The organism is Pseudarthrobacter sp. GQ63, assembly GCF_059758765.1.
The window spans coordinates 815,621-828,142 of record NZ_JCAXEF010000001.1; the positions used below are offsets into that span (position 1 = coordinate 815,621).

General features: G+C 68.0%; 9 protein-coding genes. 5 read left to right on the forward strand and 4 right to left on the reverse strand.

What is annotated here, in order from left to right; all coding sequences use genetic code 11:
- Nucleotides 1–134: 134 nt before the first annotated feature.
- The 4 genes from AC6CHP_RS03955 (at nt 135) to AC6CHP_RS03970 (ending at nt 6,873) form a co-directional block, all read left to right on the forward strand.
- A complete protein-coding gene (locus tag AC6CHP_RS03955; RefSeq protein WP_498228246.1) occupies nt 135–1,028 on the forward strand; it encodes an aquaporin in 894 nt (297 codons plus the stop codon).
- A 53-nt stretch (nt 1,029–1,081) separates the two neighbouring features.
- Nucleotides 1,082–2,266, forward strand: a complete 1,185-nt coding sequence (locus tag AC6CHP_RS03960; protein WP_498228247.1) for an exonuclease SbcCD subunit D — start codon at nt 1,082–1,084, stop codon at nt 2,264–2,266.
- Nucleotides 2,263–5,331: an AAA family ATPase gene (locus AC6CHP_RS03965; RefSeq protein ID WP_498228248.1), complete on the forward strand. Its 3,069-nt coding sequence runs from the start codon at nt 2,263–2,265 to the stop codon at nt 5,329–5,331. The genes AC6CHP_RS03960 and AC6CHP_RS03965 overlap by 4 nt, the downstream gene beginning before the upstream one ends.
- A 243-nt stretch (nt 5,332–5,574) precedes the next feature.
- Nucleotides 5,575–6,873 (forward strand): MFS transporter, encoded by a 1,299-nt coding sequence (locus tag AC6CHP_RS03970; RefSeq protein ID WP_498228249.1) that lies wholly within the window; start codon nt 5,575–5,577, stop codon nt 6,871–6,873.
- Here the strand turns inward: AC6CHP_RS03970 and AC6CHP_RS03975 are convergent.
- Entirely contained in the window at nt 6,870–7,604 is a 735-nt protein-coding gene (locus AC6CHP_RS03975) for an IclR family transcriptional regulator (protein ID WP_188727937.1), read from the reverse strand. The two genes, AC6CHP_RS03970 and AC6CHP_RS03975, sit on opposite strands and share 4 nt — an antisense overlap.
- Before the next feature lie 304 nt (nt 7,605–7,908).
- On the opposite strand from AC6CHP_RS03975, the gene AC6CHP_RS03980 reads away from it, so the two are divergent.
- Nucleotides 7,909–9,240 (forward strand): MFS transporter, encoded by a 1,332-nt coding sequence (locus AC6CHP_RS03980; protein ID WP_188727938.1) that lies wholly within the window; start codon nt 7,909–7,911, stop codon nt 9,238–9,240.
- 187 nt (nt 9,241–9,427) lie between these two features.
- On the opposite strand, the gene AC6CHP_RS03985 is transcribed toward AC6CHP_RS03980, so the two are convergent.
- From AC6CHP_RS03985 to AC6CHP_RS03995, 3 genes are all read right to left on the reverse strand, one after another.
- Nucleotides 9,428–10,075 (reverse strand): phosphoribosyltransferase, encoded by a 648-nt coding sequence (locus tag AC6CHP_RS03985; protein WP_188727940.1) that lies wholly within the window; start codon nt 10,073–10,075, stop codon nt 9,428–9,430.
- 124 nt (nt 10,076–10,199) lie between these two features.
- Nucleotides 10,200–11,039, reverse strand: coding sequence for an alpha/beta fold hydrolase (locus AC6CHP_RS03990; protein ID WP_377193272.1), 840 nt, complete (start codon nt 11,037–11,039; stop codon nt 10,200–10,202).
- Nucleotides 11,040–11,112: 73 nt separating this feature from the next.
- Nucleotides 11,113–12,495, reverse strand: a complete 1,383-nt coding sequence (locus AC6CHP_RS03995) for an amino acid permease (protein WP_498228250.1) — start codon at nt 12,493–12,495, stop codon at nt 11,113–11,115.
- Nucleotides 12,496–12,522: the final 27 nt, after the last annotated feature.

Here is a 12,522-nt window from a genome sequence, read left to right on the forward strand (position 1 = left end):
GATGCCGGGACGCGCGCCCACCCCCGGCATTCCGCAAAATACGCTGCACCAGCAAACGTCCAGCGTCGGCTGGAATAATGGACGGGTTGTCCGGCGGCAGCACCGCCATCTTCTGCCTACCAAAGGGTCCCGCCATGAGTTCCCCCGTACCCGCCCCCCACGACGTCCTGGTGCCCAGCGGCCCGGAGGCCGCCCGGCCGGGGCTCCTGCCCAGGCTGGGGGCCGAGGCGTTCGGCACCTTGTTCATCGTGGTGGCCGGCCTTGGCGTGCCCCTGTTCACCATTCCGGATTCCAGCCCCCTTCCCGCGGCACTCGCCGCGGGCCTGGCCGTGACCGCCGCGATGCTGGCGTTCGCGCACGTTTCGGGCGGCCACTTCAACCCCGCCATCACGTTGGGGCACCTTGTGGCGGGCCGGATCAGGGCCGGAGCTGCGGCCGCCTATGTGTGCGCCCAGCTGGCGGGGGGACTCGCAGGAGCCCTCGCGCTTTACGGGATCCTGCGCACCCTGCCGGGCATCGCGGACGGCCGCACCGCTTTTGACACCGTGACTGCCGGCTTCGGCGAACACTCCATCATCCAGGCGCCGCTGGCGGCAGTGCTGCTCCTTGAAATGCTCGGAGCCGCTATTGTCGTCGCGGTCTTCCTGGGCACGTCCGGCAGGGACACCCGGGACGGGGGCAGCCGGTCTGCGGCCCCCGTGGCCGTGGGCCTGACCTTTGCGGTGCTGCTGCAGCTGGGCCAGTCGGTAGGGAACCTGCCGTTCAACCCTGCCCGCGCTGTTGCGTCTGCGGTGTTCAGTTCGGGCTGGGCCCTGGGGCAGCTCTGGGTATTCCTGGCCGCCCCGCTCTTGGGGGCTGCAATTGCCGGGCTGGTCTTCCGGAGCATCGGAGCTGCTGGTACCGGTGCCGTTGCCGGTGCCGTTGTGCAGGCCGGGACCGGAGAAGCCAATGAGGCAGGGGAGCCCGCCGAAACGGCCGAACCCGGATCCAGCGAAGCCCAGGAATTCTTTGACGGCAAACGGGGCTGACGGTGAACGCGGCGGTTGCGCCTGCTGTCAGTGGCAGCCGATAGCTTAGAAACATGCGGCTACTACATACATCGGACTGGCACCTGGGGCGGTCCTTCCACGGCGTTGGCATGCTCGATGCCCAACGGGATTTCGTTGATCAGTTGGTTCGCACGGTTACTGAACACGGCGTCGACGTCGTCCTGGTGGCCGGGGACGTCTATGACCGTGCCCTTCCCGGAGTCGATGTGGTGCGCCTGCTGGATGATGCACTGGTCCGCCTGACAGCTGCGGGCGCGCAGGTGGTGCTGACCAGCGGCAACCATGATTCCGCCATCCGCCTGGGTTTCGCCTCCCGCCTCCTGGAACGCGGGGGAGTCCATCTCCGGACCAGGGTCGAGAGCCTGGACCAGCCGCTGTTGATGCCCCTGGACGATGCCCCTGACGGCCACCCAGCTGACGCTGTGCTGGCCATCTACGGCATACCGTGGCTCGAGCCCCGTCTTGTCGCCGAACAGCTCGGGGTGGAGACTGCCAGCCACTTCGAGGTCACCCGGGCGGCAACAGCGCTGATCCGGGAGGATGTCGAACGGCGTTCAGCGTCCGCCGCCGTCCACTCCGTGGTCCTGGCGCACACGTTTGCCAGCGGCGGGATCAGCTCGGACAGCGAACGCGACCTCAGCATCGGCGGCGTCGGAGCCGTACCGCTGGACCTCTTCGATGGCTTTAGCTACACCGCGCTGGGCCACCTGCATGGCCGCCAGGCCCTGTCGCCGCAGGTCCGGTATTCCGGCTCGCCGTTGGCGTATTCCTTTTCCGAAGCCACGCACCGGAAGGGCGGCTGGCTCGTGGAGGTTGGAGCTGAAGGTGTCAGCTCCGTGCAGGAAGTCCTGTGGGAAGCGCCCCGGGCGCTGGCCGTGCTGCGCGGTCCGCTGGAAGAGCTGCTTCAGCTGCCCGAGCACCAGTGGGCCGAAGCAGCCTACTGCCAGGTCACGCTGACAGACGCCCAGCGTCCAGCCCGGGCCATGGAACGGCTCCGTTCCCGGTTCCCGGACACGCTGGTCCTCGGCTTCGACCCCGAGGGTGGAACCCCGGCGGCCGCTTCCAGCTACAGCAGCAGGCTCGCCGAGGCACCCGACGACCTCTCGGTATGCTGCGGCTTCCTGGAACACGTGCGGGGCAGGGTCCCCGATGACGCCGAAAAAGCGGCGCTCGCAGCCGCGCTGGAGAACGTCCGCCTCCTGGAGGCTTCCCGATGAGGATCCACCGCCTGCAGATTTCGGGGTTCGGCCCTTTCGCCGGCACCGAGGAGATTGATTTCGACCGGCTCAGCGCACACGGCCTCTTCCTGCTCAACGGCCCCACGGGTGCCGGGAAAACCAGTGTCCTGGATGCCATCTGCTTTGCCCTCTACGGTTCCGTTCCGGGAGCCCGCCAGGACGGTAAGCGGCTCCGCAGCGACCATGCGGACCCGGCGCAGGAACCCGCCGTGACCTGCGAGTTCTCGGCCCAGGGACGCCGCTTTGAAGTGACACGGTCCCCGGCCTGGGACAAACCGAGCGCCCGGGGGAAGAACGGCTTTACCACCCAGCAGGCCAAGACCCTGCTGCGTGAACGGACAGGGGGGACCTGGACGGACAAGTCCGCCCGGAATGACGAGGCAGGCGCTGAGATTCTGGCGCTGCTGGGCATGGACCGCGAGCAGTTCACCCGCGTGGTGATGCTGCCGCAGGGAGATTTTGCCGCGTTCCTGCGTTCCAAGGCCACGGACCGGCTGGAACTCCTGCAAAAGCTGTTCGGTACCGAGCGGTTTGAATCGGTGGAGCAGGAGCTGTCCCGCCAGGCGCAGGCAGCAAAGGATGAGGTGTCCCACCTTGCGGGCCGGCTCGAACTCCTGGCAGCCCGCGCGGAGGCCGAGGCTGCGCGCCTCAGCCTAGACAGCTCCAGCGCTCCCTCCCCGGAGAACACCGAGGCGCGGCTCGGCTGGCTGGAGGAAGCGGTGGCCGCCCGCCGTGAGGAGCTGACGGCGCAGGCAGGACGGGCCGGGGCCGCCAGCACCGAATGCAGGAACGCAGTTGAAGCCGAAACACTTCGCGCCGACCGGCGCCGGAAGCTCGATTCCGCCGCAGCCCGGAAACTGGCGGTGGAGCAGGGCGCGCAGCTGCTTGGCGATCATCTCCTCCGGCTGGCCCGGCACCGGAAGGCCGAGGTCCTGCAGGGGCAGCTGCGGAACGTTGATGCCAGTGCCGCCAAAGCCCGGAGCGCCGCTACCGCCGTGGAGTCGGCCTTCACCCTTCTCAGCCTGGCTGCTGGGGAGGACCCCGAACTGGCGGAGCTGGAACTCCACTTAGCGCCAGGCCCCGTCGCGGATGCCGCAAGACCTGCCGCTGGAGCTGCAACCGAGCTGGGCCGGCTGCGCTCCCTCCTGGCCGTGGTCGAGGCCAGGCTGCCCGACGAGGACCGGCTGCAGGCCCTTCGGAAGCGCCACAGCAGCCTGCTAGGGAAGCATGAGGAACTTGCCGCGGACCTGGAACAAGTCGGCAAGCGCGCCAAGGATCTGACGGACGAGCGGAGCCGTCTCCAGGACGGGCTGCAGGACCTGGAACACCATGCGGCCACTGCGGCCCTGCGCCGGAAGGAAGCTGCAGCAGCGGAGGAACTGCTGGACGTGGTCAGGCGCTACGGCTCCGCCGTTGCAGCCCGGGACCTGGTGAAGGTCCGCCATGACGAATGCCGTGACCGGCAGCTGGAGGCGAAACGCCGCTGGCTGGACCTGAGGGAGCAGCGGCTGGCCAATGCCGCTGCCGAGCTGGCTGCCAAGCTGGTCCACGGGGAACAATGCCCCGTCTGCGGCAGCCCGGACCATCCCGCCCCGGCCGCGGGGAGCTCCGGTGGCCCGGAACTTGCCCAGGAAGAGGAAGAAGCCCGGCTGGTCCACGAAGCAGCGGAAGCCGCCTTTGCCCGGGTGGCCCGCGAGCTGGGGGAGGCCAGCCAGCTGGTGGCGGTCCTCGCCGGGCAGGGCGGGGACACCGCGGAGGACGAGGCCCTTAGCGCGGCGGAGGGTGCGCGCCGGGCAGCCGCCGACGCCGATGGGGCAGTTAAGGAACTGGAAGCAGTCAGGCTGCGGCTCGGCAAACTCGAGACCGCAGCGGCGGCCGCCCAGGAATCCCGCACCGGTACCGAAGGCGACCTGGCCCGGACCGCGGCGTCACTTGCCGACGTGTCCGAACAATCCTCGGCCCTGGACCAGGCGCTGGCCGGGCTGAGGGGTACCCACCGCAGCCTGGCCCAGCGGCTGCGTGCGCTGGAGACCGCGGTGACAGTGCTCAACAAGGCGGTTGAGGCGCAGGCGCACCTCGACAGGATGGAGGCCCAGGCAGCGGAGGCAGTGGAGCAACTGGAACTGGCCCTGCCTGCTGCCGGTTTCACATCCGCTCGTGAGGCTCGTGAGCAGCTGCTCGACGCCGATGAGGCGGCTGCGCTCGAGGCAGGGGTGCGGGCAGCCCAGGACGAGGAAGCAAGAGTGGAGGAGTTGTTCGCGTCCGACGACGTCCTGCTGGCGCTGGAGGAGAAGTCCGCGGGCTACGAGATGGACGGGGCACGGCTCGACGCCCTGCGTGAAGCTGCGGCACAGGCCCTCCAGGATGCCCGGGATGCTGACCTGGCTGCCGGGATGGCCGCCCGCTGCCTCGCCTCGCTGCGCGGCATCCGTGCTGAGTACGAAGACCTGGCAGGCTCAGCACGGCAGCCGGCAGAGCGGGCTCAGATGCTGGCCGGGCTGGCTGATGCTGCGGCCGGGCGGGGCGAGAACAACTACCGGATGAGCCTGAACAGCTATGTCCTGGCCGCCCGCCTGGAGCAGGTTGCCGTGGCCGCCTCCGAACGGCTGGTGGCCATGAGCGATGGCCGCTACCTGCTCCAGCACACCGACGCCAAGGCCGCGCGCGGAGCAAAATCGGGGCTTGGACTTGAAGTGGTGGACCAGTGGACCGGGTTCCGCCGGGACACCTCCACCCTGTCCGGCGGGGAGTCGTTCATGGCTTCCCTGTCGCTGGCACTTGGCCTGGCGGACGTTGTCCAGCAGGAGGCAGGCGGAGTGGAAATTGAAACCCTGTTTGTCGATGAGGGATTCGGAAGCCTGGACGAGCAGTCCCTTGAACAGGTGATGGACGCCCTGGAAGGGCTGCGGGACGGCGGCCGCGTGGTGGGACTGGTCAGCCATGTCGCAGAGATGAAGCAGCGGATCGGCGCCCAGCTCCAAGTGCTCAAGGGCCGGAACGGCTCCACCCTCCGGATATCGGACGGCGCGGACGTGCCGGTGTGACCGGGCGGTCCTCTAGCCAATCTGCGCTGTGACCTGACGGCGCAGAGGCGCCAGATGACCGTACGGCCACAACAACCGGCGGGCTTCGCTGCGGGCCGGATACGTAAGCGCCGGTATAATTGCCGTGTTACCGGGTTGCGCGCATCGGGAGGAGGGACGATGCGCACGACATGAACGAGCCCGGAATTGAACTCACCCGTTTCACCAGCCAACACGCACGTAGCCGGCCCCGCCGCAGGAGAGTTGCCCTCGCCTCCGGCACCGGCCGCCGCTGCTCCACCCGCCCCGGGAAAAACCCCGGCAGCCTCCCGCGGCCGCTTCGCCAGGCTTCCCCTTCTTGCCGGCCGCGCCTTTATACCCCTCGGCCTGTTTGCGCGGCTGCCGCTGGCCATGCTGACGGTGGGAACGCTGACCCTGGTCACGTCAGCCAGTGGCTCGTACGCGCTCGGAGGGATGGCGGCAGGCGCCGTGGGTATCGGTTCAGCCGTGGGCGCGCCGGTTCTGGGGTCCCTTGCCGACCGGCGGGGACAGCGCCCCGTGCTCCTGATCGCTGCGCTCCTGAACAGCATTGCCGTGGTGGCCCTGATCCTGGCTGTGTGGGCCACCGCGGAATCCCCGGGTGTCCCCGCAGCGGTCCTTGTCGCCTCCTTCGTCTCCGGTGCCAGCTGCCCCCAGGTGGGTCCGCTCGCCAGGGTCCGATGGATGGCCCTGGCCGCCCATGGCTCGGCCACGGACCAAACACGGGACCTGGACACCGCCCTTTCCTACGAAAGCACCGCAGATGAGGTGACCTTTGTCCTGGGCCCCGCCCTGGTGGGAATCCTGGCCAGCCTGCTGGCGCCCTGGCTGCCGCTCGCAGTGGCGGTTGCACTGACCATCACCCTCGTTCCCGCCTTTGCGGTACACCGGACGCACCGGGCAGTTCCGCCCAGCAGGCCCGCCAGGGGTGGGCAGGTGCCGGCCGGTCCACAGCCACGGGCCGCAAGGCTCCCGGCGGCGGTAGCCCTGCCCGTGTTCGCCATGGTGTGCATGGGGACGTTCTTCGGTTCCACCCAGACCGCCCTGAGTTCTTTCTCGGCAGGGTTTGCAGGCTCTGAGGCAGCCGGCCTGCTGTATGCCGTCATGGGGCTGAGCTCGGCGGTGGCCGCACTGTCCGTTGCGTACTGGCCGCAGAGCTTCGGCCTGGCCCGGCGCTGGGTACTGTGCGCCGCGCTGATGGCTGCGCTGTCCCTGTTGCTGCTCCTGCCGTCTTCAATGCCCGCGATGGTGGCGGCGCTGCTGATCCTGGGCCTCCCGGTGGGCCCGGTCATGGTCACGGTTTTCGCTGTTGGCGGGACTGTGGCTCCTGCGGGCCGTCTGGGGACCGTGATGACGGCTCTGGCCAGCGGCATCGTGGCGGGCACGGCTCTGGGGTCTTCCCTGGGCGGCCACCTTGCCGAAACCCACGGCTACGCGGCGGCCTTCCTTGTCCCGGTCTGCGCAGCTTCGGGGCTGGCGCTGCTGGGAGCGGGAGCCGCCGTCGTTCTTCGTCGGAAGCCCTAGGCCAGCTGCCGTTCAATCCTTGCCGCGCTCTCAACCAGCGCGGCTCCCACCGCCGCGGGATCACGGGATGAGCGGATATAGACGACCGCCAGCGCAGCAGGGCGGCCGCCGGGAACCCTGACAGGCGCGGCCAGGGAGGAAACTCCCGCAATGACCTCATCGTGGCTGGCCGAATAGCCGTTGCGGCGGGCTTCGGCAGCCTCGGGGCGGTAGGGGATGCCCGTGGCCAGCCGGTCCCATTCCGCCTCGGTGAGCGCGGACTGGATGGCGATCCCGGGCGCGCCGGCGTTGATGGGGTGGCGGGTGCCGGGATGCTGCGCCACAGTGGCACCGGAATGCCGGGGCTCCACCGTGAGCAGGGTGATGCAGTCATGGTGGTCCCAGACCGCGACGAAGGCCGTCATATCCAGGGCATTGGCCAGCTGCGTCAGTTCCGGCAGTGCGGCAGCCTGCAGGTTGCGGGAAACGCCGCGCGCGAGGACCGCAAGCCCGGGCCCCGGCTGGACCCGGCCGGCGTCGTCACGCACCAGGAGTGAATGGTCCTCCAGGGTACGGAGGATCCGGTAGGCCACCGAGCGGTGCACGCCCATGGCATCCGCCAGTTCCGCGATGGTGAGCGGCCCGGGCGCTGCCGCCAAGATCTCCAGGGCACGGATTCCCCGCGACAGGGTCTGGGAGGGGGAAGCCTGCGCCGGCGCTGCTCCGGCCTGGGCTGCGGCGGTGGGATTCATGGTGTCCATCCTAGGTTGCGGGTATGGGCGACGCCCCGAGACCGGGCCGGTTACCCGGGTTCGCGTCCTGAATAAGAAACGGCATTCCAAATATAGAACTCGGGCTTCAGGGAGTCCACGGGCGCCGGATGCCGGGCAGCGGGCGCCACGGAGAGGCAAGCCTCTTCTGCCAACCGCGCAAGAAAGTTCCGGAAGGCCGTGTTCCGCCTCACATTTTCGGTGTACCCTACTAACTAACTGACCGTTCTGTCGGTAATCCTGAAGGCGTCCCGGCAGCACTGCTGCCTTGAACAATGGAGTTTCAATGACCACACCTTCCAAGGTGGACACACTCGCCGGTCCCAGCTCCCGGCGGGAGGAACGCAAGGTCCTCGCCGGCACCCTCGTCGGTACCACCATCGAGTGGTACGACTTCTTCATCTTCGCGCAACTGACGGCAACGCTGCTGTCACCGCTGTTCCTGGCACCGCTGAACGAGTCCGACCCCGGCCTGGCGCAGATCCTCTCGTTTGCCCTGATCGGCATCAGCTTCCTCTTCCGGCCCCTCGGTGCCGTGGTGGCCGGGCACCTGGGCGACCGCCTGGGACGCAAGGCAGTCCTTGTGATGACCCTGGTGATGATGGGTGCTGCCACCGCCTTGATCGGCATGCTGCCGACCTACGCCCAGATCGGCGCGTGGGCCCCAATTATGCTGATCCTCCTCCGCATCCTCCAGGGGTTCTCTGCAGGAGGCGAATGGGGCGGCGCGGCCCTGATGGCGGTGGAACACGCACCCCTCAACAAGCGCGGCCTGTTCGGCGCCTACCCGCAGATTGGCGTGCCGATCGGCATGATCCTGGCCACCGGGCTGCTCTTCCTGCTCAACACCAGCATGTCGCGGGAAGATTTCACCTCATGGGGCTGGCGGGTGCCTTTCCTTCTCTCCATTGTCCTCATCGTTGTTGGTTACCTGATTCGTCGCGCCGTGGCCGAAAGCCCGGTCTTCCAGGAAATGGCAGCACGGAAGAAGGAAAGCAAGGCCCCGCTGGGAGAACTGATCCGCAACCACAAGAAGCCGGTCCTGTACTCCACCATGATCTTCATTGGCAACAATGCCGCCGGCTACCTGCTGATCGCCTTCTTCATTGCCTACGCCACCCGGACGCTGCAGATGCCAACGCCCCAGGTTCTCCTGGCCACCACGCTTGCCTCCTTCGGCTGGCTGATCTTCACCCTGGCGGGCGGATGGATATCGGACCGGATCGGCAGGGTCAAGACCTTCCTGACCGGGTACGCCATCATCTTTGCCTGGATGATTCCCATGTTCGCCCTGATCGATACCAGGAACATCTGGCTGTACGGACTGGCGCTGTTTGTCCTCACCATTGGGCTCGGACTGTCCTACGGACCGATGTCCGCAATGTACGCCGAGATGTTCCCGGCCAACGTGCGCTACTCGGGAATCTCCATCGGCTACGCGTTCGGCGCCATCCTGGGCGGCGCGTTCGCAGCGACCATCGCTGAGACCCTGTTGCAGGCCACCAAGTGGACAGGCTCCATCGGCATCTACATCATGATCCTGTGCGTCATCTCCGCCGTTGGTGTGGTCCTGGCCAAGGAAACCAAGGGGCGGCCGCTCGGCGTCAGCCACCACTAATCCCCACCGTCCCCCTGACCTCGCTTCGCTTCAGTCAGGGAACCCGGACGGCGGGGGCCCACCACCGCTCAGTGCAGGACGACGGCGGGCCGGACCATGGCGGTCCGGCCCGCTTCGCCGTCTGGGCACCTGTGCCGTGGCGGCTCGTCCCCTATTGCCGTACTGCGAAAAGAAGAGGCCCGCGGCGCTACTGCTCCAGGATGCTGATCGCTTCGTCGTCGGACAGCTGGTCAAAGTGCCGGTAGAAGCTGCCCACCGCCCGGAACTTGCCTGGCAGGTGGAGGCACAGCACGGCGTCGCAGACCCGTTCCACGGACGCCTCCGCCTCCACGGAGCCCACCGGGGCGGCCGCCACGACGGTGGCCGCCCCGCCCTCACGCACTGCTTCTACCGCTGCCCTCATGGTGGCGCCGGTGGCCAGCCCGTCGTCGACCAGGAGGACGGTCTTTCCCGCAACGTCCAGGTCCGCTCCGGGATAGATCTCCACGCGGCGGAGCAGCTCGGCCCGCTCCCGCTGTTCCACCGCGTCCAGCCACTCCTGGTGCACGCCGTGTTCGAGGACCCGGTCCAGCAGCGGTTTGTTGATCAGCCGGACGGTGCGGCCCCGCACCCACGCAAGCGCCCCGTAGGCCGTTTCTTCGTGGCCGGGAATCCCCAGCTTCCGGACCAGGACTGTTCCGAGGGGCAGGTAGAGGGCTTTGGCGACGGCGGCCGCTACCGGGATACCGCCCCGGGCCAGGCCCAGGACCACTGTGTCCGGCCGCTCCCGAAACTGCGTGAGCACAGCAGCGAGCCGTTCACCGGCGTCCGTACGGTCTTCGAAAATCGTGCCCATCAGTCCCTCCAGGCTCGTCCAGCCTAAAGTTCAGCCTACCGTTTGCGGGGACGGCGGGCGCCTCCAGAGACCGGCAAAATCCGCTGAAGAACCGTCTCCGGAACGGGCCGGAATAAAGAAGCCCTCAGGCAGGTTCCTGGCCCGCCAGGAACCTGACGGCCGCCTGCTTGAATGCCCTGCTGGTGACGGCGTTTGTGTGGTTACGGCCGGGAAGGATCAACTGTTCAGCCGTCCCGCCCGCCTTCCGCGCCAGCTCGGCAAGCTGCGGCAGGCTGCCGGCCCGTTCGTCCTTGTCACCGGCCACCAGGAGCATGGGGACGTGGGGCACGGCTTCTGCAGGGTCGTAGGGTTCGGCTTTGACGGCCTCCACCAGGGAGAGCAGCGCGAAGATGTTGTTGCTGGGCAGCAGCAGCGCCATTTTGAGCAGCTGGGCCGTGGATTCGTCCGCGATCGGCGTGCCGTCGGCCAGGTAGTCCTGTGCGGCCCGGAGATCGAACTCCGCCAAAGGATCGGAGATGTTGGGACCGCCCAGGACGAGGCGGTGCGTGATTTCCGGCTGGGTTGCGCCGAACTCCCAGGCGAGCCGGGAACCCAGCGAGTAGCCCACCACGTCAAGGCCGCTGGAAGGTTCCCCCTCCTGCAAAGGCCGAACGCCGGCGTCGAACGCTGTTTGCAGCAGGTCCGCCCGGATCCTGCTGGGGGAGTACGAATCCAGGTCTTCCGGCGCGCCGCTGCGGCCGTGTCCGGGCAGGTCCACCGTGATGACGCGCCGCCCGGCATCGAGAAGTGCTGCCACCCACCCGGTGTCCTCCCAGTTGAGCTTGCTCGACGAAGAGAAGCCGTGCACCAGCAGGACGGGGCGAAGGCCGGCGTCAGCGGCGGGCTCGTGCACCGCCACGTAGAGCTGCGGGTCCGTGCCCTCCACGGTATGCGTCTGCTGTTGGCCGCTGTGCCTGCCGCTCATGGTGTCAGTCCTCATCAACTACGGCGCCCGGACAGGCCCGGCGCTTCGGTGCCTCTTGCTTTTGGACGTTACTCTACCTGCCGGACCGCTGAGTGAGCCGGGCGCCCAGCGCACAGGCCAGAGCGATGCCCGCGATGAGCGCAAATGTGCTGAACAGCTGGATGCGGCTGCCTTCAGCGCTGAATCCCACGGCAAAAATGACGGCCAGGAGCACAAGTCCCAGGATGGTCAGGCCGGGGAAGCCCTTCATCCGCAGGGGCAGGGGCGTGCCGGCGCGGTCAGCTCGGCGCCGTAGGATCAGCTGCGACACGAGGGCGCTTCCCCACACCACCAGGCAGGTGGACCCCACCAGCTGGAAGAGCGCCGGCAGGATCCGTTCGGGAAAGAGGAGTTCCAGGACGGTGGCGATGAATCCGAACGCCACCGAGACCCCGACGGCCAGCATAGGCACGTTCGCGCCGTAAAGCCGCGTCAGGAAGCGGGGCGCGGCCGAGCGCTGGGCGAGGGAGTAGGCCATGCGTGAGGCACCGTAGAGGTTGGCGTTCAGTGCGGACAGGAGTGCGACGACGGCCACCAGGGTGATGGCCGTGCCGGCACCGGGGATCCGGGCGGCGTCCAGGACGCCGGCGAAGGGTGAGGACAGGCTCTGGGAGGTTGCCGGCAGGACAGCGGCGATGACGAAGACGGAGCCGATGTAGAAGACCAGGATGCGCCACACCACAGTGCGGATGGCTTTGGCCACGCTTCGTTCCGGGTTTTCGGTCTCCGCTGCCGCCACCGACACGATCTCCGTACCGCCGAACGCAAAGATGACCACAAAGAGCGCCGAGGCGATGCCGCCAAGGCCCGCCGGGGCGAAATCAGCGGTGAGGTTGGAGAGCGCCGGCGAGGCGACGTCCGGCAGCAGGCCCAGGAGCAGGGCGGCGCCTACCGCAAGGAACAGCACGATCGCAGCCACCTTGAGGATGGCGAACCAGAACTCGAACTCCCCGAAGTTCCTTACTCCGGCAAGGTTGATGCCGGTGAAGACCACCATGAACACCAGCGACAAGGCCCAGACCGGAAAGGCGGGCCAGACGGAGAAGAGGAGGGCGGCTGCGCCGAGGGCTTCGGCGGCGATGACCACCACGAGCTGGAGCCACCACAGCCAGCCGATAGTGGCTCCGGCAGTTTTGCCCAGGGCGCGTTCGGCATAGACGGAGAAGGCTCCGCTGTTGGGGTTCGCGGCTGCCATCTCTCCCAGCGCCCACATGACCAGGATGATGAGGGTGCCGGCCACCAGGTAAGAAATGAGGACCGCCGGGCCGGCGGCCTGCACACCGGCGCCTGAACCCAGGAAGAGCCCGGCACCGATGGCGCTGCCCAGCCCCATCATGGTCAGCTGCCGGGGCTTCATGCTGTGGACGGGGTGCAGGCGGCGTCCTTCGGGATGTGCTGTGGTGGACTTCGTCGTCATAATGCCGTGAACCTTCTTGGGGTCTGG